15 protein-coding genes are annotated in these 24,485 nt (G+C 69.9%); 8 read left to right on the top strand and 7 right to left on the bottom strand.

Annotation, left to right across the window (positions count from 1 at the left end; translation table 11 throughout):
- The first annotated feature begins 579 nt into the window (after positions 1 to 579).
- Both rpoB and ACFVWY_RS13645 read left to right on the top strand, forming a co-directional pair.
- On the top strand, positions 580 to 4,065 hold the full coding sequence (rpoB, locus tag ACFVWY_RS13650; RefSeq protein WP_389870977.1) for a DNA-directed RNA polymerase subunit beta: 3,486 nt from the start codon (positions 580 to 582) through the stop codon (positions 4,063 to 4,065).
- A 129-nt stretch (positions 4,066 to 4,194) separates the two neighbouring features.
- Positions 4,195 to 8,094, top strand: a complete 3,900-nt coding sequence (locus ACFVWY_RS13645) for a DNA-directed RNA polymerase subunit beta' (RefSeq protein ID WP_389870975.1) — start codon at positions 4,195 to 4,197, stop codon at positions 8,092 to 8,094.
- A gap of 88 nt (positions 8,095 to 8,182) precedes the next feature.
- Here the strand turns inward: ACFVWY_RS13645 and ACFVWY_RS13640 are convergent, their stop codons facing one another.
- The 6 genes from ACFVWY_RS13640 to ACFVWY_RS13615 all read right to left on the bottom strand — a co-directional run bounded on the left by ACFVWY_RS13640 (position 8,183) and on the right by ACFVWY_RS13615 (position 15,032).
- Positions 8,183 to 9,196 (bottom strand): M48 family metalloprotease, encoded by a 1,014-nt coding sequence (locus ACFVWY_RS13640; protein WP_389870974.1) that lies wholly within the window; start codon positions 9,194 to 9,196, stop codon positions 8,183 to 8,185.
- Positions 9,197 to 9,223: 27 nt separating this feature from the next.
- Positions 9,224 to 9,733: a Pycsar system effector family protein gene (locus ACFVWY_RS13635; protein WP_389870972.1), complete on the bottom strand. Its 510-nt coding sequence runs from the start codon at positions 9,731 to 9,733 to the stop codon at positions 9,224 to 9,226.
- Positions 9,730 to 11,139, bottom strand: coding sequence for a hypothetical protein (locus ACFVWY_RS13630; protein ID WP_389870971.1), 1,410 nt, complete (start codon positions 11,137 to 11,139; stop codon positions 9,730 to 9,732). Before ACFVWY_RS13630 ends, ACFVWY_RS13635 begins: the two co-directional genes overlap by 4 nt.
- 46 nt (positions 11,140 to 11,185) lie before the next feature.
- Positions 11,186 to 13,354, bottom strand: a complete 2,169-nt coding sequence (locus ACFVWY_RS13625; RefSeq protein WP_389870968.1) for a hypothetical protein — start codon at positions 13,352 to 13,354, stop codon at positions 11,186 to 11,188.
- On the bottom strand, positions 13,351 to 14,130 hold the full coding sequence (locus tag ACFVWY_RS13620; protein WP_389870965.1) for a hypothetical protein: 780 nt from the start codon (positions 14,128 to 14,130) through the stop codon (positions 13,351 to 13,353). Before ACFVWY_RS13620 ends, ACFVWY_RS13625 begins: the two co-directional genes overlap by 4 nt.
- A gap of 131 nt (positions 14,131 to 14,261) precedes the next feature.
- Entirely contained in the window at positions 14,262 to 15,032 is a 771-nt protein-coding gene (locus ACFVWY_RS13615) for a Crp/Fnr family transcriptional regulator (RefSeq protein ID WP_389870963.1), read from the bottom strand.
- 359 nt (positions 15,033 to 15,391) lie between these two features.
- On the opposite strand from ACFVWY_RS13615, the gene rpsL reads away from it, so the two are divergent.
- The 4 genes from rpsL (at position 15,392) to tuf (ending at position 19,756) form a co-directional block, all read left to right on the top strand.
- The gene (rpsL, locus tag ACFVWY_RS13610) at positions 15,392 to 15,763 is read left to right on the top strand and encodes a 30S ribosomal protein S12 (RefSeq protein WP_003948652.1); all 372 of its coding nucleotides are present in this window, start codon (positions 15,392 to 15,394) and stop codon (positions 15,761 to 15,763) included.
- Between the two features lie 2 nt (positions 15,764 to 15,765).
- Positions 15,766 to 16,236: a 30S ribosomal protein S7 gene (gene rpsG, locus ACFVWY_RS13605; protein WP_072485550.1), complete on the top strand. Its 471-nt coding sequence runs from the start codon at positions 15,766 to 15,768 to the stop codon at positions 16,234 to 16,236.
- A 38-nt stretch (positions 16,237 to 16,274) separates the two neighbouring features.
- Positions 16,275 to 18,401, top strand: a complete 2,127-nt coding sequence (gene fusA / locus ACFVWY_RS13600; RefSeq protein ID WP_389870961.1) for an elongation factor G — start codon at positions 16,275 to 16,277, stop codon at positions 18,399 to 18,401.
- A gap of 161 nt (positions 18,402 to 18,562) precedes the next feature.
- Positions 18,563 to 19,756, top strand: coding sequence for an elongation factor Tu (gene tuf / locus ACFVWY_RS13595; RefSeq protein ID WP_389870959.1), 1,194 nt, complete (start codon positions 18,563 to 18,565; stop codon positions 19,754 to 19,756).
- Between the two features lie 156 nt (positions 19,757 to 19,912).
- Here tuf and ACFVWY_RS13590 read toward each other — a convergent pair whose 3' ends face one another.
- Complete coding sequence (locus ACFVWY_RS13590; RefSeq protein WP_389870956.1) at positions 19,913 to 22,018, bottom strand: PIG-L family deacetylase; 2,106 nt, start codon at positions 22,016 to 22,018, stop codon at positions 19,913 to 19,915.
- 227 nt (positions 22,019 to 22,245) lie between these two features.
- Here ACFVWY_RS13590 and ACFVWY_RS13585 point away from each other — a divergent pair, with 227 nt between their 5' ends.
- Positions 22,246 to 22,920, top strand: coding sequence for an ArsR/SmtB family transcription factor (locus ACFVWY_RS13585; RefSeq protein ID WP_389870954.1), 675 nt, complete (start codon positions 22,246 to 22,248; stop codon positions 22,918 to 22,920).
- Positions 22,920 to 24,275, top strand: coding sequence for an MFS transporter (locus ACFVWY_RS13580; protein ID WP_389870951.1), 1,356 nt, complete (start codon positions 22,920 to 22,922; stop codon positions 24,273 to 24,275). Before ACFVWY_RS13585 ends, ACFVWY_RS13580 begins: the two co-directional genes overlap by 1 nt.
- The last annotated feature ends 210 nt before the right edge of the window (positions 24,276 to 24,485 follow it).

Here is a 24,485-nt window from a genome sequence, read left to right as displayed (position 1 = left end):
CACGGCACGGACGTCATCTGACGAAGGGCGATCACCCATTGGGGTGGTCGCCCTTCGGCGTACCCGAGGCGGCTGCCTTGCTCTTCCCGCGTTGACGAGTATGGTGATCATCGCCGTTGCCTCTCGGGGCGGCCGACCGGCGCCGTAAGGCGGGCCGGACGGGGGCCCCGGAGCCTCCTCCCCGCAGGAGGGCCTTGACGAACCGCACGCGGCGCGCAATTCTCAGGACGCGTCGTCACATCGATCCGGGATCCGAGGCATGGATCGTGGACGGAGCGGGCAGTAAAGAAGAGCGCACCGCGCGCAAAGGTTCTAGCCATGGGTGTTGAGAACAGCTGTTGAGAGCAACGTGGGTCTCTGAGAACCCCCACTGGACATCAGTGTGCCGTTTGGCTACACTGACCCTTTGCGCTGCCTGTTAGCTGCCTCCTGCCCGTCACCAGGGGCATGCCCTCGCTTGAGCACCGATGATTGATCGCCTCTGACCTGGCCTTTTGGCTTGAGTAGATCGACTGTCACCGTGTCCGGCTTGGGACCGGTACGCGCGTAGTGAGTCCGAGCCCTCGGAAGGACCCCCTCTTGGCCGCCTCGCGCAACGCCTCGACCGCGAATACGAACAACGGTGCCAGCACCGCCCCGCTGCGCATCTCCTTTGCAAAGATCAAGGAGCCCCTCGAGGTTCCGAACCTCCTCGCGCTGCAGACCGAGAGTTTTGACTGGCTCCTCGGCAATGCCGCATGGAAGGCTCGCGTCGAGGCTGCTCTGGACAGCGGACAAAACGTCCCCACCAAGTCCGGCCTGGAAGAGATCTTCGAGGAGATCTCGCCGATCGAGGACTTCTCCGGGTCGATGTCGCTGACTTTCCGCGACCACCGTTTCGAGCCCCCGAAGAACTCGATCGACGAGTGCAAGGAGCGCGACTTCACGTACGCCGCCCCGCTCTTCGTCACCGCCGAGTTCACCAACAACGAGACCGGCGAGATCAAGTCCCAGACGGTCTTCATGGGCGACTTCCCGCTGATGACCAACAAGGGCACCTTCGTCATCAACGGCACCGAGCGTGTCGTCGTGTCGCAGCTGGTCCGCTCGCCGGGTGTCTACTTCGACTCCTCCATCGACAAGACGTCCGACAAGGACATCTTCTCCGCCAAGATCATCCCTTCCCGGGGTGCCTGGCTGGAGATGGAGATCGACAAGCGCGACATGGTCGGTGTCCGTATCGACCGCAAGCGCAAGCAGTCCGTCACCGTTCTCCTGAAGGCTCTCGGCTGGACGACCGAGCAGATCCTGGAGGAGTTCGGCGAGTACGAGTCCATGCGCGCCACCCTGGAGAAGGACCACACCCAGGGCCAGGACGACGCGCTGCTCGACATCTACCGCAAGCTGCGTCCGGGCGAGCCGCCCACCCGTGAGGCCGCTCAGACGCTGCTGGAGAACCTCTACTTCAACCCGAAGCGCTACGACCTCGCGAAGGTCGGCCGCTACAAGGTGAACAAGAAGCTCGGCGCCGACGAGCCGCTCGACGCCGGTGTGCTCACCAGCGACGACGTCATCGCGACGATCAAGTACCTGGTCAAGCTGCACGCCGGTGAGACCGAGACGGTCGGCGAGTCCGGCCGTTCGATCATCGTCGAGACCGACGACATCGACCACTTCGGCAACCGCCGTATCCGTAACGTCGGTGAGCTGATCCAGAACCAGGTCCGTACGGGTCTCGCCCGTATGGAGCGCGTCGTGCGCGAGCGCATGACCACCCAGGACGTCGAGGCGATCACGCCGCAGACCCTGATCAACATCCGGCCGGTCGTCGCCTCCATCAAGGAGTTCTTCGGCACCAGCCAGCTGTCCCAGTTCATGGACCAGAACAACCCGCTGTCGGGTCTGACGCACAAGCGTCGTCTCAACGCCCTGGGCCCGGGTGGTCTCTCCCGTGAGCGGGCCGGCTTCGAAGTCCGTGACGTGCACCCCTCGCACTACGGCCGCATGTGCCCGATCGAGACGCCCGAAGGCCCGAACATCGGTCTGATCGGCTCGCTGGCCTCCTACGGCCGGATCAACGCGTTCGGCTTCATCGAGACGCCGTACCGCAAGGTCGTCGACGACCAGGTCACCGACGAGGTCGACTACCTGACCGCCGACGAGGAGGACCGCTTCGTCATCGCGCAGGCCAACGCGCCGCTGACCGACGATCTCCGGTTCGCCGAGTCCCGCGTGCTGGTCCGCCGCCGTGGCGGCGAGGTCGACTACGTGCCCGGCACGGACGTCGACTACATGGACGTCTCGCCGCGCCAGATGGTGTCCGTCGCGACCGCGATGATCCCCTTCCTGGAGCACGACGACGCCAACCGTGCCCTCATGGGCGCGAACATGATGCGTCAGGCGGTGCCGCTGATTAAGTCGGAGGCCCCGCTCGTCGGCACCGGCATGGAGTACCGCTGCGCCACCGACGCCGGTGACGTGCTCAAGGCCGAGAAGGACGGTGTGGTCCAGGAGGTCTCCGCGGACTACATCACCGTGACGAACGACGACGGCACGTACACCACGTACCGCATCGCCAAGTTCATGCGCTCCAACCAGGGCACCTCGGTGAACCAGAAGGTCGTCGTCTCCGAGGGCGACCGGGTCGTAGCCACCCAGGTCCTCGCCGACGGTCCGGCCACCGAGAACGGCGAGATGGCCCTCGGCAAGAACCTGCTCGTGGCGTTCATGCCGTGGGAGGGTCACAACTACGAGGACGCGATCATCCTGTCGCAGCGCCTCGTGCAGGACGACGTCCTCTCCTCGATCCACATCGAGGAGCACGAGGTCGACGCCCGTGACACCAAGCTCGGCCCCGAGGAGATCACCCGGGACATCCCGAACGTCTCCGAGGAGGTCCTCGCCGACCTCGACGAGCGCGGCATCATCCGGATCGGTGCCGAGGTCGTCGCCGGTGACATCCTCGTCGGCAAGGTCACGCCCAAGGGCGAGACCGAGCTGACCCCCGAGGAGCGCCTGCTCCGCGCGATCTTCGGTGAGAAGGCGCGTGAGGTCCGCGACACCTCGCTGAAGGTCCCGCACGGCGAGATCGGCAAGGTCATCGGCGTCCGCGTCTTCGACCGCGAAGAGGGCGACGAGCTGCCGCCGGGCGTGAACCAGCTGGTCCGCGTCTACGTCGCGCAGAAGCGCAAGATCACCGACGGTGACAAGCTCGCTGGCCGTCACGGCAACAAGGGCGTCATCTCGAAGATCCTGCCGATCGAGGACATGCCGTTCCTGGAGGACGGCACCCCGGTCGACATCATCCTCAACCCGCTGGGTGTCCCGTCCCGAATGAACCCGGGACAGGTCCTGGAGATCCACCTCGGCTGGCTCGCCAGCCGCGGCTGGGACGTCTCCGGCCTCGGTGACGAGTGGGCCAAGCGGCTCCAGGTCATCGGCGCCGACCAGGTCGCCCCCGGCACCAACGTCGCCACCCCCGTCTTCGACGGTGCGCGCGAGGACGAGATCTCCGGTCTCTTCGAGGCCACGATCCCGAACCGCGACGGCGACCGCCTGGTGCAGCCCTCCGGCAAGGCCCACCTCTTCGACGGCCGCTCCGGCGAGCCGTTCCCGGAGCCGGTCTCGGTCGGGTACATGTACATCCTCAAGCTGCACCACCTCGTCGACGACAAGCTGCACGCGCGGTCGACGGGCCCGTACTCCATGATCACCCAGCAGCCGCTGGGTGGTAAGGCCCAGTTCGGTGGACAGCGATTCGGTGAGATGGAGGTGTGGGCCCTTGAGGCATACGGCGCCGCATACGCCCTCCAGGAGCTCCTGACCATCAAGTCCGACGACGTGACCGGTCGCGTGAAGGTCTACGAGGCCATCGTCAAGGGCGAGAACATCCCCGAGCCGGGCATTCCCGAGTCCTTCAAGGTGCTCATCAAGGAAATGCAGTCGCTCTGCCTCAACGTGGAGGTGCTGTCCTCGGACGGCATGTCCATCGAGATGCGCGACACCGACGAGGACGTCTTCCGCGCGGCGGAGGAGCTCGGTATCGACCTGTCCCGGCGCGAGCCGAGCAGCGTCGAAGAGGTCTGACGGGTTGGCCGGCCGGATCCCAGTGATCCGGCCGGCTCTCCCCGGACCCGTTCAGACCATTGCTGAAGTGCCCCGATTTCTCGCCTGACGCGAGGGGGCTCGAACCCCCGAAAGAGGGATTGACGACAAGTGCTCGACGTCAACTTCTTCGACGAGCTGCGGATCGGCCTCGCCACCGCGGACGACATTCGTACCTGGTCCCACGGCGAAGTGAAGAAGCCGGAGACCATCAACTACCGCACGCTCAAGCCCGAAAAGGACGGACTCTTCTGCGAGAAGATCTTCGGTCCGACCCGGGACTGGGAGTGCTACTGCGGCAAGTACAAGCGTGTCCGCTTCAAGGGCATCATCTGTGAGCGCTGTGGCGTCGAGGTCACGCGCGCCAAGGTGCGCCGTGAGCGCATGGGCCACATCGAGCTTGCCGCTCCCGTCACCCACATCTGGTACTTCAAGGGCGTCCCGTCGCGCCTGGGCTACCTCCTCGACCTCGCGCCGAAGGACCTTGAGAAGGTCATCTACTTCGCCGCGTACATGATCACGTTCGTGGACGAGGAGCGCCGTACGCGCGACCTGCCGTCGCTGGAGGCCCACGTCTCCGTCGAGCGTCAGCAGATCGAGAACCGCCGCGACGCCGACCTGGAAGCCCGCGCCAAGAAGCTCGAGACCGACCTGGCCGAGCTGGAGGCCGAGGGCGCCAAGGCCGACGTGCGCCGCAAGGTGCGCGAGGGTGCCGAGCGTGAGATGAAGCAGCTGCGCGACCGTGCGCAGCGCGAGATCGACCGTCTCGACGAGGTGTGGAGCCGCTTCAAGAACCTCAAGGTCCAGGACCTGGAGGGCGACGAGCTGCTCTACCGCGAGCTGCGTGACCGCTTCGGCACGTACTTCGACGGCTGCATGGGCGCCGCCGCGCTGCAGAAGCGCCTGGAGTCCTTCGACCTCAACGAGGAGGCCGAGCGCCTCCGCGAGATCATCCGTACCGGCAAGGGCCAGAAGAAGACCCGTGCGCTCAAGCGCCTCAAGGTCGTCTCCGCGTTCCTGCAGACCAGCAACAAGCCCAAGGGCATGGTGCTCGACTGCGTACCGGTCATCCCGCCGGACCTGCGTCCGATGGTGCAGCTGGACGGTGGCCGCTTCGCGACCTCCGACCTGAACGACCTGTACCGCCGCGTGATCAACCGCAACAACCGCCTGAAGCGGCTTCTCGACCTCGGCGCGCCCGAGATCATCGTGAACAACGAGAAGCGCATGCTCCAGGAGGCCGTCGACGCGCTCTTCGACAACGGCCGTCGTGGTCGCCCGGTCACGGGCCCCGGCAACCGTCCGCTGAAGTCGCTGTCCGACATGCTCAAGGGCAAGCAGGGCCGTTTCCGTCAGAACCTGCTCGGCAAGCGTGTGGACTACTCCGCGCGTTCCGTGATCGTCGTCGGTCCGCAGCTCAAGCTGCACCAGTGCGGTCTGCCGAAGGCCATGGCGCTGGAGCTCTTCAAGCCGTTCGTGATGAAGCGCCTGGTCGACCTGAACCACGCGCAGAACATCAAGTCGGCCAAGCGGATGGTCGAGCGCGGCCGCACGGTCGTGTACGACGTCCTCGAAGAGGTCATCGCCGAGCACCCGGTTCTGCTGAACCGTGCGCCCACGCTGCACCGCCTCGGCATCCAGGCCTTCGAGCCGCAGCTGGTCGAGGGCAAGGCCATCCAGATCCACCCGCTCGTCTGCACCGCGTTCAACGCGGACTTCGACGGTGACCAGATGGCCGTGCACCTGCCGCTCTCCGCGGAGGCGCAGGCCGAGGCCCGCATCCTGATGCTGTCCTCGAACAACATCCTGAAGCCGGCCGACGGCCGTCCCGTCACCATGCCGACCCAGGACATGGTGCTGGGCCTGTTCTTCCTCACCACGGACGAGGAAGAGCGCGAGGTCACCGGACAGGGCCGCTCCTTCGGCTCCACGGCCGAGGCGATCATGGCCTTCGACGCCCGCGAGCTGTCGCTCCAGGCGAAGGTCGACATCCGCTTCCCGGTGGGCACCATCCCGCCGCGTGGCTGGGTGCCGCCGGTCGCCGAGGAGGGCGAGCAGGAGTTCCAGCCGGGCGACTCGTTCCGGCTGCGTACCTCGCTGGGCCGCGCGCTCTTCAACGAGCTGCTGCCCGAGGACTACCCGTTCGTCGACTACTCGGTCGGCAAGAAGCAGCTCTCCGAGATCGTCAACGACCTCGCCGAGCGCTACCCCAAGGTCATCGTGGCGGCGACGCTCGACAACCTGAAGGCGGCAGGCTTCCACTGGGCGACCCGTTCCGGTGTCACCGTGGCCATCTCCGACGTCGTGGTCCCCGAGGCCAAGAAGGCGATCGTCGCGGGCTACGAGGCGCAGGACGAGAAGGTCCAGAAGCAGTACGAGCGCGGTCTGATCACCAAGGACGAGCGTACGCAGGAGCTCATCGCGATCTGGACCAAGGCGACCAACGAGGTCGCCGAGGCGATGAACGCGAACTTCCCGCGGACCAACCCCATCTTCATGATGGTTGACTCGGGTGCCCGAGGAAACATGATGCAGATGCGTCAGATCGCCGGTATGCGTGGTCTGGTGTCCAACGCCAAGAACGAGACGATCCCGCGTCCCATCAAGGCGTCCTTCCGCGAGGGCCTGTCCGTGCTGGAGTACTTCATCTCCACGCACGGTGCCCGTAAGGGTCTGGCGGACACGGCCCTGCGTACCGCCGACTCGGGTTACCTCACCCGTCGTCTGGTGGACGTCTCGCAGGACGTGATCATTCGCGAAGAGGACTGCGGCACCGACCGCGGCCTCAAGCTGAAGATCGCGGAGAAGGGCGCCGACGGCGTCCTCCGCAAGACGGAAGACGTCGAGACCAGCGTCTACGCCCGCATGCTGGCCGAGGACGTCGTCGTCGACGGCAAGGTCATCGCGCCCGCCAACGTCGACCTCGGTGACGTGCTCATCGACCAGCTGGTCCTGCACGGCGTCGAGGAGGTCAAGACCCGCTCGGTCCTGACCTGTGAGTCCGCGGTCGGCACCTGTGCCTTCTGCTACGGACGCTCGCTCGCCACCGGCAAGCTGGTCGACATCGGTGAGGCGGTCGGCATCATCGCCGCCCAGTCCATCGGTGAGCCCGGTACCCAGCTGACGATGCGTACCTTCCACACCGGTGGTGTGGCCGGTGACGACATCACCCAGGGTCTGCCCCGAGTCGTCGAGCTCTTCGAAGCCCGTACGCCCAAGGGTGTCGCCCCGATCTCGGAGTCCGCGGGCCGGGTCCGGATCGAGGAGACCGAGAAGACCAAGAAGATCGTCGTCACGCCGGACGACGGCAGCGACGAGATCCCCTTCCCGATCTCCAAGCGTGCCCGTCTGCTGGTGGGCGAGGGCGACCACGTCGAGGTCGGCCAGAAGCTCACCGTGGGTGCCACCAACCCGCACGACGTGCTGCGCATCCTCGGCCAGCGTGCGGTCCAGGTGCACCTGGTCGGCGAGGTCCAGAAGGTCTACAACTCGCAGGGCGTGTCGATCCACGACAAGCACATCGAGATCATCATCCGGCAGATGCTCCGCCGCGTGACGATCATCGAGTCCGGCGACGCGGAGCTGCTGCCGGGCGAGCTCGTCGAGCGCTCGAAGTTCGAGACCGAGAACCGTCGTGTGGTCACCGAGGGCGGTCACCCCGCCTCCGGCCGTCCGCAGCTGATGGGTATCACCAAGGCCTCGCTGGCGACGGAGTCCTGGCTGTCGGCCGCCTCCTTCCAGGAGACGACCCGAGTCCTGACGGATGCGGCGATCAACGCCAAGTCCGACAGCCTCATCGGCCTCAAGGAGAACGTCATCATCGGTAAGCTCATCCCGGCCGGTACGGGCCTGTCCCGTTACCGCAACATCCGGGTCGAGCCGACCGAGGAGGCCAAGGCCGCGATGTACTCGGCCGTCGGTTACGACGACATCGACTACTCGCCGTTCGGCACCGGCTCCGGCCAGGCCGTCCCGCTGGAGGACTACGACTACGGTCCGTACAACCAGTAGGCGAGCCGCCTGAAACGCCCGGAGGGCGGTCACCCCGTAGCGCACGGGGTGGCCGCCCTCCGGCCTTTTCCTCCCCTTCCGCGCGGGGCTACAGGTAGCGCCGCAAGTGGTGCAGCCGGGTCGGGACGTCGGGGTGGGTGGCGAGCAGCCGGGCGGGTACCGAGGTCTGCGCCGGAGGCTCGTCCGCGTGCAGCATCTCCAGCACCTCGGCGAGGTCCGGGGCGAAGCCCAGCACCGCGGCATGCCGGTCGGCGCGGAGCTCGGCACGACGCCCCACGGCCGCCGACAGGTACGGGAGCGCGAGCAGCAGCGGAAGCCCGTAGAGCATCCGGGCGACGGCGGAGTCGAGCCCGCCCAGTGCGAGGAGCAGGACGCCCCCGGCCACGTAGAAGGCACACCGGGCGGGCGTGACCAGGGAGAGCGCCAGCGCCCGGAGCGCTCGCCGCACCAGCCGCCCGGGGAGCCCGTACCAGTGGCAGAGCAGCAGCGACCACGTGTGGCCGCCGGTGTGGTGTCCCAGCTCATGGGCGAGTACGGCGGCCAGCCGACGGCTCGACAGCTGGTGCAGCGCATACCGGGTGACCCCCACGATGTGTCCTGCCGCGGCGAGCGCGTTGAGGCCCTCGCTCTCCTGGACCCAGAGCCGGTAGCGGGCCCCGTCCACCCCGGCGACGGCCGTCACCTCCCGCCAGACGGGTTCCAGCCGGGCGGCCTCCTGGGGCATCGGCCGCCGCAGCCCGAACAGATAGCGGGCGAGCAGGTCCTCCGTGGGCCGGTGGAAGACCAGGGCGCCGGAGGCCGTCCAGAGGGAGAGCGGTATCCAGAACGGCACCCCGGGGCCGATGTCCAGGAGCACGCCGATGAGCAGCACCACCAGTGCGCTCGTCAGGAAGGCGGGCAGCGCCAGTGCCAGCTGCCCCAGCGCGGTGAGATCCATCCGCCGCTGACGCGCCGCGTAGTACACGCGGCGGCCGGGCCCGTGCTCGTAGACCAGATCGTCGGGGGGCGGCGCGTCGGCGGGCGGCGCGGCACCGGCCGGATCCGGGTCCGGGGACGGTACGCGGCCGTCGCCCGGGTCCTGGGGCAGAGGGGTCGGTGACATCGTGATCATCCTTTGGCGGTCGGGGCGTCAGCCGAGCAGCAGTGAGGAGGGAAGCAGGACGGCGCCCAGGGCGTAGGTGAGCAGCCCGGCCCGTATCCACCGGTGCTTGCACAGGGCGATCCGGCTGGTCTCGGCCAGGGCCGTGACGAGCGCGTCGGTCCGGGAACCCTCGGTGGTGTCGAGCGCCTCCGGTAACCGGCCCTGCCGGGCGGCGTCCCGGATGTCCCCGAAGTAGGTGAGCGGTTCCCCGGGGGCCCAGGTGCTGCGGCGGTAGCGCGGGAGCACGGCCATCAGCAGGGAGAACAGCGCGGCCACCAGGCCGCCGACGCCCGTCCACCACAGGGCGGGCCCAGGGCCGGAGAGCGTGGCCGGCCGCCAGGCGCTGCCGGCCAGCCAGCCGCTCAGCACGCCCGCGGTCATGCCGAGCGCGGCGACCAGGACGGATGCCTTGCTGTCGGCCCGTGCGACCTCGGTCCGCAGGTCGAGGAGGAGCCGGTCCCCGGCAGCGGCGGGCCGGCCCGGTGCGCGGTCGGTCATGTGCCCGTCTCCTCCGCGCCCGGCTTTTCCCTGTCTGTTTCCTCGGCGTCCGGCTTTCCTCTGTCCGTCTCCGTCCCGCCCGGCTTTCCTCTGCCCGTCCCCTCCGCGTCCGGCTTTCCTCTGTCCGTCGCCGTCCCGCCCGGTGTCTTCGCCGCGTCCTTTGTGCCGACCGGTGCCAGGGGGGTGCTGCCGTAGCCGGGCGGAGGCTGCCAGCCGGGGTAGGCCGCCGGGGCGCCGGGCCGCATGCCCGGCACCTTCACGTCCGGTGCCGCCTCCGTGGCGTCCCGCGGCATCGACACGGTCAGCCGCCCCCCGGCCGTGCTCCGGGCGGTGACGCCGGGAAGGCGCTGGTCCAGTACGTCGAAGACCGCCTGGATCGCGTGTCCCTTCGGCGCCTCCAGCTCGTGGCTCTCCGCGCTGTCGCCCTTGAGCAGCTCCTTGGCCAGCGCCAGCTGGGCCTTGATCAGTTCGAGTTGGTCCTGGCGCAGGTTCGTCACCACGAGTTCGGTGTCCTGGGGGTGGTCCGCGAGATGGAGCGCCCAGGCGCGGACCCCGCCCTGCTCCAGGTACTTCTCGTAGAACGCGATCTTCTCGGCGTTCACCTGCTGCAGCTCCAGCCGGGCCCGCGCCCGGTCCACCTCCTCGGTGTGCCGCCACCGTTGCTGCCGCAGCGTCAGCTGGTGCTGCTGTTCCTCGAACTCGGCCGCGCGCCCCCACTGGAGCGCGTCCTGCTCCCTGGCCCGCCGGTCGACCGCGGCGTCGTGCTCCCCGCCGAGGAGTTCGGTGCGGATCTGCTCGGTGGCCTCGTGGCCGATGGAGCGCATGCGCCGGACGTGGGCGAGGACCTCCTGGTCGCCGCGGAGCCGGACCGTCCAGCTCGCCGTGAGCCCGGACCGGGCGCCGAGCGTCCCGCGGGCGCGGACCTCCCGCAGCAGCGCCTCCTCGGCCGCCGCGCTCCGGGAGGCGGGATAGCGGCGGGTGACCGCGCGGGCCGCCTGCTCCAGCTCGCCGACCAGCAGCCGCGGAACATCACGGTGGCGGCTCGCCACGAACCGCGCGGGATCGACGACCTGCCACGACAGCTCGACGACCACCGCGAACTCGAAGGCGTCGTCGTCGCTCGGCAGCGCTATCTCCTCGCGTACCGGGTGGACCCCCATGTCGACCTCGTACACCGCGGTGTAGCGCTTCGCGGCGGCCGAGGCCCTGGTGGGGCGGAGGGGCGGGAGATAGGGGTCGTACGAGCCGTCCGGGGCCGAGAAGACCAGGGCGTGGTCGATCCGGGTGAGCGGACGGCGGGAGAAGCCGAAACGGGACAGCTGCCGGACCGTGACCACCGGGTCGGTCAGCCGCGTCCCGCGGTCGGCCCGCTGGTCCCAGTCGGGCGCTCGGCGGAATTCGGGCATGGGAATTCTCCTGTCACAGAGGGAAGGAGCGGGATGGGCAGGCGGGTCAGACACGCGGCAGCACGGCCAGCAGCCGGCTCGCCACGGGCGGCGGATCGGCACCGTCCTCGCCGGGCATGGTCCGCAGGAGATGGCTGATCCGCTGGTACTCAGGGGCGGTGGTGACCAGCGGGGGCAGCAGGGCCGCGAGCGCCCATTCGGTGCCAGGAGCGTGGCTGGCCGCCAGCACCCAGCGGCGGAGCACATCGAGGGCGTCCCGGGTGTGTCCCCGGTCGCCCAGGGCGACGCGCCACAGCTCGGCGATGCCGGGAGCGTCGGGGGCGTGCGCGGCCGACGCCCGCGCGTACCGGGCCAGCACGCTCGGCAGGCCGTGGCGTTCGTCCTGCTCGGTCCGGCGGCAGGCGCTGAGGAAGCCGCCGAGCGCGAGATCGGCCGCGGGCCGGTCGTCGTGCACCGTCCGCACCAGCTCCGCGATCACCTCCTCGCCCGCCGGAGAGAGCAGCAGCAGCTCCACGGACTCGGCGAGCTGGCCCGTCAGCTCCGGGTCGCGCTCCGGCTGCGCCGCCTCGTGCCGGGCCGCCGCGCGCAGGGCGGCCAGGGTCTTCGCCGGGCGCTCCGGCCCGATCATCCCGTGGGCCCGGATGGCCACCCAGCGCAGTGACGGCTCCTCGCTCTCGCACCAGGCGTCGAGGACCCGCGGCACATGAGGGGTGCCCAGCACATGGGCGAGCGTGAGCGCGCTGACGGCGACGCTCCGGTGCCGGTAGAGGCGGGACGAGGCCCACGGTTCGATGATCAGCGCCATGGCGGACGGCAGATCGGTGTGGGCGAGCACGGCGACGGTGGAGGCGGCCCGGGTGCGGACGAAGGGCCGCCCGTCCCCGGCCAGCTGCCGCAGCCAGCGCACCAGCGCGGGCCGGGCCGAGGGGTGCCCGGTCCAGATCTCGCGCAGCAGCACCAGCGGGGCCCGTTCGTCGAGAAACGCGGCCTTCATCTGCCGGACCGGGCCCCACTCGGTGGGCTCCTCTGCCTCGAAGCGGCGCGCCCGCGCCAGCTGGAGCCGTTTGCCGATGTGGGTACCGAAGACCGGGACGGAGGGGTGCTGCCAGCTCTCGGTCTCCTGGAGGGCGGCGTACAGAAGATCGCCGAGTTCCGCCGTCAGGGCGTACGGCCCCTCGTCGAAGGCGGCCAGCGCGACGAGGAACGCCTTCTCGCGCAGGTGCAGCACGGTTCCGTCGTCCTCGAACCACTCCTGGACCTGGTTCTCCAGCGCGACCAGGGAGAAGCCGTCGAGACGCGCGGCGTCGGCCTCCCCGCCCGCGTACCCGGCCAGGAGCCGGGCGAACTCGGCGGCCTCGCGCGGCTGGTGCCCCCGCGCGAGGAAGGCGGCCGTGGCGGGCAGGGCCAGCAGCTCCGGTACGCGCTCCGCGCCGTCCAGCAGCGCCTCCAGATGCGCGGCGAGGACATCACCGGGCGCGGGCGCCCGCCACTCCACCGCCGGTACGTCCTCCAGCAGGGCGGCCGGGCCCGTGGTGATCACCAGGTACCCGTCCTCGCCCAGCTCCTTGCGGGCGGCCAGCAGGTCGGCCTCCCGCAGCGGCCGGCCCGGCGCAGTGACCAGGTCGCACAGGAGGTGCCCGGTCCGGCCGCCGTGCGGCTCACCGCCCTTGAGGCCGGTCGTGAGCTGCCCGGGGGTGGTGTCCCGGTCGACCGCCCGGACCGGGTCGGCGCCGACCCGGTGCAGCAGCATCAGCGCGGCGGTGCGCCGACCTGAGAAGTACGGGCCCGACAGGACCAGCACACGCTCCTCGCGGAGCCGGTCGGCCAGCGCCCCGAAGTCCTCCCGTCCGGGAACGAAACGGGCGTCCAGCTCCGCCAGGACGGCCGGGGCGATCTCGCCCGAGGTGTGGAGGGCGAAGGACGCGCCGAACTGATAGGTGATCTCGGTCCGCTGCAGGACGTCCCCGTGGAACGTGCCGCCGCCGATGCCGTGGCTGGTCCCGCCGAAGACGCCCCCGCCCACCTGGGAACCGTCCCCGAAGCCCATGGTCCGCGGGGTGTGGCTCTCCAGATCCCGCCGGGCCGCCCAGGCAGGCTGCGGCTGGTCCGTCTCCTCCACGCCCTCCCCGTCGGCCTGACGGCTCTCCGGAGGCTCGGCGCCCTGGTCCTCCCCGGCCGGGGGCTGGGCGGGCTGCGGCTGCTCCTCGGCGCTCACCGGCGGTCCTCCCGGCCGCCGCCGAAGTGGACGTCCCCGTGGAACGTGCCGCCGCCGATGCCGTGGTTGGTCCCGCCGAAGACACCCCCGGTGACGGGGGCACCGCCGAAACCGGGACCGGAGCCGGGACCGGAGCCGTACGCGGAGTCCGGCGCCGCCGACTGCGGGGCCGCCGGGGCCGGGTCCGCGGCCCGAGCCCGTTCCCGCGGGAGCGGGCCGTGCAGCCACGCGTCGAGCGGGCCGTTCTTGCTGTCCACCGAGACGGAGCGGAAGTCCTCCGCCGGGACGCCCGTGTGGCTGTGCCGTACGACCCCTTGATAGACCGTGTCGGACACGCAGAGCGCGAAGTCGTCCGGACGCGCCCGCAGCGCCTCCCGCAGCGCGTCCGCGTCCAGCAGCCTGCACGCGTGGTTGAGATCACTGCCCACCCAGCCGTCGAGCGGGTCCACCGCGACGAATCCCGAGGCGACCACGCCCCGCAGCCGCATCCGCGCCGAGGCGGAGGCCCGCCGGTTCTGGCTGTGCAACCGGGCCGGCAACTCGGTCAGCAGCGCCCGCAGCAGGGCGATCACCGAGCAGTTGGCGTCGATCAGCTCCATCACGGAGTCACCGCGATCCGCCCGCCGCCGCCGGGTCTGGTCGATCCCGGCGGCCAGCAGGGCCCGGTCGGTCAGGTCGTAGAGCATGCGCCGCAGAAACGCCTGCTCGACGTCGTCGCGCTCGCTGTACTTCTCGATGTCGAGCAGCAGGATCGTGCTGTTTACCGGATCGTTCATGGGACGCCTCTCGCTCATGTCTCCGTGGGCCGGGACACGAGCGTGCGGCCGAGGGGCCCGCGGCGGTGAGGAACGATGACGCACCCGGTGTGTGACCGTGTGCACAGAGGGGCGGCCACCGGCCGCCCCGGCTACGGGGCCTGAGGGGCTTCCTGGCGGGCGGCCGGGCGGGTGGATTCCCCGGTCCGGGCGATCCTGCGGAGCGCGTCCGGCCGCACGATCAGCAGCGCCCGCCGCCCGGTCCGCACGATGCCGCGCTCGCGCAGGTCCTTCAGCAGCCGCTGGACCATCTCCCGGGAGGCGCCGACCGCCCCGGCCAGCTCCTGCTTGCTGAGCGGGATGTCGAGCTCGATGCCTTCGTCCGTACGGGCGCCGTGGGTGCGCGCCAGGTCCAGCAGCAGGACGGCGAAGCGCTCGCGCACCGTCATCGCCGCGAACTCCAGGCTGCGCCGGTCCGCGGCCCGCGTCCGGTCGGAGGTCAGCGCCAGGAGCGAGAGCGACGCCCCGGGAGATCCGGCCACGAACGCGCGGAACTTCTCGTGAGTCACGACCGCGGCCCGTACGGGGGAGAGCGCGGTCACCGTCGCCGAGCGCGGCCGCCCGGTCAGCGCGGCCGATTCGCCGACGATGTCGCCGGGACCGCGCAGGGCGTGCAGCGCCTCGTATCCGTTGGGCGCGGAGGTGGTGACCTTCGTCCAGCCGTGGAGGATCAGCAGGACGTACGCGGACGGCTCGTCCTGCCGGAGCAGGGCGGTCCGGGAGCCGAAACGCAGCTCGCGCCCCAGGGCGAGCAGGGCCACCCGGTCCTCGCGCTCCAGCCGGGCGAGGAAGGGCACCTGGTCGTCCAGCCCGTCGCCCTCGGGCGCGTACGTCGCCGTCATCCCGTCCCCCCGGTCGTTCATCAGCGGTTCAATGTACTGAGTACCCCCGTGCCCGGACCGGCAAGGTCGTTTTCCTGCCGTCCGCCCGCGGTCGCCTGTCTCGATTCCGTTCGCGACGACTGGCGGAAGTCCGGCGCATCGGGGTGAGACGGATTTGTTTTGACCGGAGTCGACGCGGTAGGTACGCTCAGACCTTGTGCCTGGGGTGTGCCTGGGCTCGTGTGCGTGTCCTCAGCCGCATGCCGAGTCCGTCAGTGGCTACCGCAATCTGCTGCTCCTGCCTTGCGGCAGAAAGTCTGCAGTATTCGACACACCCGACCGCGTGGGTCGGTGACGTTCCAGGTTAGTTTCACGAACGGCACACAGAAACCGGAGAAGTAGTGCCTACGATCCAGCAGCTGGTCCGCAAGGGCCGGCAGGACAAGGTCGAAAAGAACAAGACGCCCGCACTCGAGGGTTCGCCCCAGCGCCGCGGCGTCTGCACGCGTGTGTTCACGACCACCCCGAAGAAGCCGAACTCGGCCCTCCGTAAGGTCGCGCGTGTGCGTCTGACCTCCGGTATCGAGGTCACGGCCTACATCCCGGGTGAGGGACACAACCTGCAGGAGCACTCCATCGTGCTCGTGCGTGGTGGCCGTGTGAAGGACCTGCCGGGTGTTCGTTACAAGATCATCCGCGGTTCGCTTGACACCCAGGGTGTCAAGAACCGCAAGCAGGCCCGCAGCCGCTACGGCGCCAAGAAGGAGAAGTAAGAATGCCTCGTAAGGGCCCCGCCCCGAAGCGCCCGGTCATCATCGACCCGGTCTACAACTCTCCTCTTGTCACCTCGCTGATCAACAAGATCCTGCTGGACGGCAAGCGTTCCACCGCCGAGCGGATCGTGTACGGCGCCATGGAGGGCCTCCGCGAGAAGACCGGCAACGACCCGGTCATCACGCTGAAGCGCGCGCTTGAGAACGTCAAGCCCTCGCTTGAGGTCAAGTCCCGCCGTGTCGGTGGCGCCACCTACCAGGTGCCGATCGAGGTCAAGCCCGGTCGCGCCTCCACCCTCGCGCTGCGCTGGCTCGTGGGTTACTCCCGCGCCCGCCGCGAGAAGACCATGACCGAGCGCCTCATGAACGAGCTGCTCGACGCCTCCAACGGTCTTGGCGCTGCCGTCAAGAAGCGTGAGGACACCCACAAGATGGCCGAGTCCAACAAGGCCTTCGCGCACTACCGCTGGTAGTCGCTACCCACATCGAGACCGAGAGAAGACTGAGCCTTATGGCCACCACTTCGCTTGACCTGGCCAAGGTCCGCAACATCGGGATCATGGCCCACATCGACGCGGGCAAGACGACCACCACTGAGCGGATCCTGTTCTACACCGGCGTTTCGTACAAGATCGGTGAAGTCCACGACGGCGCCGCCACGATGGACTGGATGGAGCAGGAGCAGGAGCGCGGCATCACGATCACGTCCGCCGCGACGACCTGCCACTGGCCGCTCAATGATGTTGACCACACCATCAACATCATCGACACCCCGGGTCACGTCGACTTCACCGTCGAGGTGGAGCGTTCGCTCCGCGTCCTCGACGGCGCCGTCACCGTGTTCGACGGTGTCGCGGGCGTCGAGCCGCAGTCCGAGACCGTCTGGCGTCAGGCGGACCGCTACGGCGTGCCGCGTATCTGCTTCGTCAACAAGCTCGACCGCACCGGTGCCAACTTCTTCCGCTGCGTTCAGATGATCACGGACCGCCTCGGCGCGACCCCGATCGTCATGCAGCTGCCGATCGGTGCCGAGGCAGACTTCACGGGTGTCGTCGACCTCGTGACGATGAAGGCGTTCGTCTACCCCGCGGAAGCGACCAAGGGCGAGGCGTACGACATCGTCGACATCCCGGCCGAGCTCGCTGAGCAGGCCGAGGAGTACCGCGGCAAGCTTCTCGAGGCCGCCGCGGAGAACGACGAGGCGCTCATGGAGCTCTACCTGGAGGGCGAGGAGCCTTCCGTGGAGCAGCTCTACGACGGCATCCGTCGCATCACCATCAACTCCGGCAAGGACGGCGAGACGACCGTCACCCCGGTGTTCTGTGGCACCGCGTTCAAGAACAAGGGCGTCCAGCCCCTGCTCGACGCCGTGGTCCGCTACCTCCCCTCGCCCCTGGACGTCGAGGCCATTGAGGGCCAGGACGTCAAGGACCCCGAGGTCGTCGTCAAGCGCAAGCCGTCCGACGACGAGCCGCTCGCGGCGCTGGCGTTCAAGATCATGAGCGACCCGCACCTCGGCAAGCTCACCTTCGTCCGGGTCTACTCGGGCCGCCTGGAGTCCGGCACCTCGGTGCTGAACTCCGTCAAGGGCAAGAAGGAGCGCATCGGCAAGATCTACCGCATGCACGCGAACAAGCGTGAGGAGATCGACTCGGTGGGCGCGGGCGACATCATCGCCGTGATGGGTCTGAAGCAGACCACCACCGGTGAGACGCTCTGTGACGACAAGGCCCCGGTCATCCTGGAGTCCATGGACTTCCCGGCCCCGGTCATCCAGGTCGCCATCGAGCCGAAGTCCAAGGGCGACCAGGAGAAGCTGGGTGTCGCCATCCAGCGCCTCTCCGAAGAGGACCCGTCCTTCCAGGTGCACTCCGACGAGGAGACCGGCCAGACCATCATCGGTGGTATGGGCGAGCTGCACCTGGAGGTGCTCGTCGACCGCATGAAGCGCGAGTTCCGCGTCGAGGCGAACGTCGGCAAGCCGCAGGTCGCGTACCGCGAGACGATCCGCAAGGCCGTCGAGCGCGTCGACTACACCCACAAGAAGCAGACCGGTGGTACCGGTCAGTTCGCCAAGGTGCAGATCGCGATCGAGCCCATCGAGGGCGGCGAGGCCTCGTACGAGTTCGTCAACAAGGTCACCGGTGGCCGCATCCCCCGGGAGTACATCCCCTCGGTGGACGCGGGTGCCCAGGAAGCCATGCAGTTCGGCATCCTGGCCGGCTACGAGATGACGGGCGTCCGCGTCATTCTTCTCGACGGTGGCTACCACGAGGTCGACTCCTCCGAGCTGGCCTTCAAGATCGCCGGTTCGCAGGCCTTCAAGGAGGCCGCGCGGAAGGCGTCCCCGGTTCTCCTTGAGCCGATGATGGCCGTCGAGGTCACCACGCCCGAGGACTACATGGGCGATGTCATCGGGGACATCAACTCCCGCCGTGGCCAGATCCAGGCCATGGAGGAGCGCAGCGGCGCTCGCGTCGTGAAGGGCCTCGTGCCCCTCTCGGAGATGTTCGGCTACGTCGGAGACCTCCGCAGCAAGACCTCGGGTCGCGCAAGCTACTCGATGCAGTTCGACTCCTACGCCGAGGTTCCGCGGAACGTCGCCGAGGAGATCATCGCGAAGGCCAAGGGCGAGTAACTCACCCGAGCTCACGCTTTAGGCTTGTCACCGGAGCCTCGTGGGGCATTCGTCGCGGAGCGAGAGCAACGCGGTGAATGCCCCCGGCCCCGGCATCCCAGCAAAGATCACCCTGGCGCCGATGAAGCAAGGCGTACAGAACCACTCCACAGGAGGACCCAGTGGCGAAGGCGAAGTTCGAGCGGACTAAGCCGCACGTCAACATCGGCACCATCGGTCACATTGACCACGGTAAGACGACCCTCACGGCCGCCATTACCAAGGTGCTGCACGACGCGTACCCGGACCTGAACGAGGCCTCGGCCTTCGACCAGATCGACAAGGCTCCCGAGGAGCGCCAGCGCGGTATCACGATCTCGATCGCGCACGTCGAGTACCAGACGGAGTCGCGTCACTACGCGCACGTCGACTGCCCGGGTCACGCGGACTACATCAAGAACATGATCACCGGTGCCGCGCAGATGGACGGCGCCATCCTCGTGGTCGCCGCCACCGACGGCCCGATGCCGCAGACCAAGGAGCACGTGCTCCTGGCCCGCCAGGTCGGCGTTCCGTACATCGTCGTCGCCCTGAACAAGGCCGACATGGTGGACGACGAGGAGATCCTGGAGCTCGTCGAGCTCGAGGTCCGTGAGCTCCTCTCCGAGTACGAGTTCCCGGGCGACGACGTTCCGGTCGTCAAGGTCTCGGCGCTCAAGGCGCTCGAGGGCGACAAGGAGTGGGGCCAGTCGGTCCTCGACCTGATGGCCGCCGTCGACGAGGCGATCCCGCAGCCCGAGCGTGACGTCGACAAGCCGTTCCTGATGCCGATCGAGGACGTCTTCACGATCACCGGTCGTGGCACCGTCGTCACCGGTCGTATCGAGCGTGGTGTCCTCAAGGTCAACGAGACCGTCGACATCGTCGGTATCAAGACCGAGAAGACCACCACCACGGTCACCGGCATCGAGATGTTCCGCAAGCTGCTCGACGAGGGCCAGGCCGGTGAGAACGTCGGTCTGCTCCTCCGTGGCATCAAGCGCGAGGACGTCGAGCGCGGCCAGGTCATCATCAAGCCCGGTTCGGTCACGCCGCACACCGAGTTCGAGGCCCAGGCCTACATCCTGTCGAAGGACGAGGGTGGCCGTCACACCCCGTTCTTCAACAACTACCGCCCGCAGTTCTACTTCCGTACCACGGACGTGACGGGCGTGGTGACCCTTCCCGAGGGCACCGAGATGGTCATGCCGGGCGACAACACCGTCATGAACGTCGCGCTGATCCAGCCGGTCGCCATGGAAGAGGGCCTGAAGTTCGCCATCCGTGAGGGTGGCCGGACCGTGGGCGCCGGCCAGGTCACCAAGATCGTCAAGTAATTACTTGACCGTCTGACCTGGTTGCTCCGCAACGAGCACCAAGAAGGGCCCCGTCCCACCGCGCAAGCGGGGGACGGGGCCCTTCGGTGTGTGCGGACCCGGGGGCCCCGGCCGGGGGAGGGCCGCCGAGCCTCCTCAGGGCCGCCCCCCGCTTCCTCAGGGCCGCCAGAGCCAGGGCAGGGCGTCCGGGCCCAGGGCCGCGACCACCGGGCGGCCGTCCGGGGTGAGGTGGAGGACCGGGCCGTCCAGGGCGACCGGAGCGTCCCGCCGCACGCGCAGTCCCGCAGGGGTGCGGAGCTGGAGGAAGCCCGACGTGGTGCGGCCGAGCAGGACCGGGGCGCCCGGGGCCCCGGCGGCGGCCACCGGGCCGTAGCCGTCGAAGCCCGTCCGGTCCCGGACCGGGCGGCCGTAGCCGTCGATGCCGGTCTCCTCGGCGGTCTCCCCGGTCCGGACGGTCGTCAGCGCCGCCTTCGCCGCCGCCCGGTAGTACAGCTCGATGCTGCCGTCCGCCCCGGGCAGCGCGGCCGGGCCGTCGCCGGGCACCGGCACCCCGGTGATCTGGGTCCGGGCGGTCACCTGCGTGCCGGGCTCGTCCTGCGTCCAGTGGTGCACCGCGAAGCGGCCCGCCGCGAAGACGTGGACCCGGCCCAGGGCGTCCACCACCGCGCCCAGCCCGTCCTGGACCTCGCCGCCGCCGGTGTCCCGCCATGCGCTCCACCGGCCGTCGGCCTCCCGGACCCGGGTGCTGAGACCTTTCTCCGCGTTCCGTACGAAGAGGTGGACCCGCCCGTCGGGTGCGGTGACCACGACCGGGACGCCGATCCGGCGCCCGTGGTCGTGACCTCGTTCCGGGTTGCCCAGCCCCGTCCAGGCGCGGAAGGCGCCGCCGGGGTAGCGCTGTTCGAGCACGACGATCTCGCGCTCGTTGTCGGCGCCGTGCCCCTCCAGGGCCGAGAACCGCAGTGCGGCCAGGACATGGCGGCCGTCCGGCAGCGTCGTGCCGCCCAGCACCGGGGCGAGCGGACCGCCGCCGAGGTCGTCCGGCGCGTCCCACACCCCGCTGCCCGGCGCGCTCTCGCGTCGGCGGACCGCCCGCAGCCCCAGTACCTCGTAGCTGACGAGGCGGCCGTCCGGCTCGGTGGTGAGGGTGGGGCGGGGGCCGGGATAGCGGTAGTGGGTGGACCGTACCCAGCCCTTGCGGTTGGTCAGCGGCCGGTCGCCGCCCACGTTGTAGTCCCCGCAGCCCGCCGGATTGCCGCACCGCCAGTCGGCCGAGCCGCCGTACGGGACCAGGTGCGAGGCCTTCCCGGTGAGGACCGCGGGCGGCAGGTTCTTCGGCCAGTGCCGGTTGTAGTAGCCCCGGAACGAGGTGACCGCGAAGCTCGGCACCATGCCGCCGTCGCGGGTGGAGCGCGCCACCCACCGGATCAGTGAGGCCCAGGTGAACAGGGCCGCGGCGGTGTGGTCGGGGTGGTCGGAGTACCCCGGCTGCTCGCTGTCACGGATACGGACGGCCTCGCTGCTGTGCTGGATGTCCGGGTCCGGGTCCATGGTGTGCACGATGCTCGGCCGGTAGTGCTCGAAGAGCCCCGCCAGTACGTCGATCAGCCCGTCGTAGGTGTACGAGCCGGCCTTGCGCAGCGGTGAGCCCTCGGCGACGACGGTCGGCAGCACCAGGCGCCGGTCCTGCCACAGGCTGGGCAGCCCGAGCCGCCCGTACGTGGTGTGCATGGCGGTGTTGACGAAGATCAGGTCGACCTTGCGGCCCCGGTGACGCAGGGTGTTGAGCTCGGCGCGGTGGCCGCCGTGCAGTTCCATGACGGACCGCTGCCACTCGGCGAACATCGGGACGCCCAGCAGCGTCGCGTACGCCTGGCGCAGGCCCTGGTGGCGGGCGGAGGAGTACGCCGCCTTGTCGGGCACGGGCAGCGGGCGCCCCGGGGCACGGTTGACGCCGGTGGCCTCGCCGCCGGTCAGATAGACGCAGACGAGCGGGGTGCCGCCGTCGAGCGCCTGCTGGGTGTCCGGGTTCATGAAGTAGAGGTCGTCGTCCGGATGGGCGAGGACCTGGAGCATCAGGGCCGGGTGCGAGGTGCTGATCACCAGCCCCGGCATCGGGTCCGCGGCGGGGGCACGGCGCCGGGGCGGGCTGGGCGCGGTGCAGGCGGTGAGGGCCGCCAGCCCCGTAGCTCCGGCCGCCGCCAGCACCGTACGCCGCGCCGTCCCCGAACCGGATTCGCGCAGGGCAGGTCGATCCGTCACACCGTGCTCCGTTCACTTCCCCACGGCGGGCGGCCCGGTGCCGCATGCCGGATGCGCAGGCCGCGGTGGGGGAGTGCCGCTTGCTGCGCCGGGATAGACGGTGATCTTCGGGGGCGGGTTGCCTGGTGCCCCCGGGTGTGACCCGGTCGGCTCAGCCGGTGAACTTTACAAAAGAAATTCTGCAAAAATACTTTTGGAAAGTCCCCGGATCGCTCTACTGTCTTCTCATGGTCAGCGAACAGCACAAACGCGTCCTCGATCCCGAGCGGGACGCGGCAGCCCTGAAGGCCCTCACGCACCCCCTGCGCATCCGGCTGCTCGGGATGCTGCGGCAGGACGGCCCGGCCACCGCGAGCGAACTCGCGGTCAGGACCGGGGAGTCGTCCGCCTCCACCAGCTACCACCTGCGGGTGCTGGCGAAGCACGCGTTCGTCGCCGAGGCCGAGCACCGTGACGGGCGCGAACGCCGGTGGCAGGCGGTGCACGCCGTGACCTCGTGGAGCAACAAGGCGATGAGGTCCGCGCCGGGCGGTCACGCGTGGTCCGGTGTGTCGAGCCGGGTCCAGATCGAGCACCTGGAGACCTCTCTCGCCCGGCACGAGGCCGACCTGGCCGAGGGGCGGCTGGACGAGGAGTGGGCGGAGCCGTCCGGGATCACCGACCTGGTGGCCCGCCTGACCCCCGAGTCGCTCACCGAGCTCTGGGAGGTGCTCGGCCGGAAGCTGGAGGAGCTGACCACCCGCGACGCGGAGGATGCGCGCGCGGCGCAGGTCGTCCTCCTCACCGCCGGGCTGCCCCTGGCGCCGCGCGACTCCGCCCCCGCCGAGGACGCCCCCGCTCCCGCGGCTGAATCCGGCGGCGCGGACACGTCCGCTCCCGCGCCCGATTCCGGCGACGCCTGATGACCGAGCCGCTGGACATACGGACCGCACGCCGCCGCTACGTCACGGTCTGCGTCCTGTTCTGGCTGCCGCTGGGACTGACCATCGCTCCTCTGGTCCTGCTGTTCACCGAGCGCGGCCTGGCCCTGACGGCCATCGCCGGCTTCCTCGCCGTGCACTCGCTCACCGCCGCCGCACTGGAGCTGCCCACCGGAGGGCTGTCGGACGTCCTCGGGCGCCGCGTGGTCCTGGCCGCCGCGGGTCTGCTGAACCTGGGCGCCCTGACCCTCATGGGCCTGGGCACCGCTCCCTGGCTGCTCGGTCTCGGCACGGCCCTGATGGGCGCGGGCCGTGCCCTGTCCAGCGGACCGGCCGAAGCGTGGTACGTCGACACCGTCCAGGCGCACTTCGGACCCGGCGCCGATCTGCGCTCCGGACTGGCCCGCGGCAGCTCCGCGGTCTCCGCCGCGCTCGCCACCGGCACCCTCCTCGGCGGCGCCCTTCCCTGGCTGCTCGGACTCGGCCCCGACCTGGGCGCACGACTCGGCGAGGCAACGTCCGGGCTGGTCCTGCCCCTTTCTGTTCCGATGCTGCTGGGCGCGGCGGTCGAGATCGTCTTCGTGCTGTACGTCCTGACCGTTCTGCGCGAGCCTCCCCGGCCGTCGGCCACCCTGCGCGGCGTACTCCGGGGCATCCCGGCCACCATGGTGGGCGGACTGCGCCTGGGCGGTCGCGACGCGCTGGTGCGCCGTGTGCTCCTCAGTGCGGGGGCCGCGGGCTGTGCCCTGGCCGCGATCGAAATGCTCACACCGGTCCGCGCCGCGGCCCTCACCGGGGCGTCGGAGTCGGGGGCGGTTCTCTTCGCCGCCCTCGCCTGCGCCGGATTCATCTGCGCGGCCGTCGGCAGCCACCTCGCACCCCTGACCGTCCGGCTCGCGGGGAGTGGCGAGCGCGCGGTCCTGGCGAGTCTGGGCGCGGGCGCGGGCGGCCTGCTGGTGCTCAGTGCCACCGCGGCGTTCGCGGGAGTCGGCCCCACGGTCCTCGCCGCCCTCGGCTACGGCCTGGTCTACCTCGGGCTGGGTGCGGCGGGGCCGAGCGAGAACGACCTCCTGCACCACCGTGTCTCCAGCTCGGGCCGGGCCACCGCGCTGTCCGTCCAGTCGCTCGCCCAGCAACTGGGGGGAGCCCTCACCGGCCTGGTCATCGGCGTCCTTCCACCGGGCCCGCTGCCCTGGCTGTGGGGAGGTGCCGCGCTGCTCGCGGGAGCCCTCCTGTGGGTGCGCCGCGGGGAGACCACCGCGCCCCCGGCTCCGGTGGCGACGTCCCGGCCGCACACCGTGCCGCCCTCCCCGAGCGTCGCCGACTCCGCCCCCTGACCGCGATACGCCGGTCAGGGGCCCGGACCGACGCGACGACGCCCGGCGGATGCGCCTGGGCCCGGGAGCGGCGCCAGGACGCCCGTCGGTGTTCGTCGTTGCGTGGGCCGGTGGTTTGTCAGGCGGCTGTGTGGTGTGGGGTGCGGCAGTCGCGGCAGTGGCCGGGGTGGGGGGAGCGGAAGGCGCGGTCGCAGCCGTCGCAGTTCTGGA

It is taken from the genome of Streptomyces sp. NPDC058195, assembly GCF_042883525.1.
In the GTDB taxonomy this organism is placed as follows: domain Bacteria; phylum Actinomycetota; class Actinomycetes; order Streptomycetales; family Streptomycetaceae; genus Streptomyces.
The sequence above is the reverse complement of the archived record's forward strand: the minus strand, read 5'-3'. Positions and strand labels throughout refer to the sequence as shown.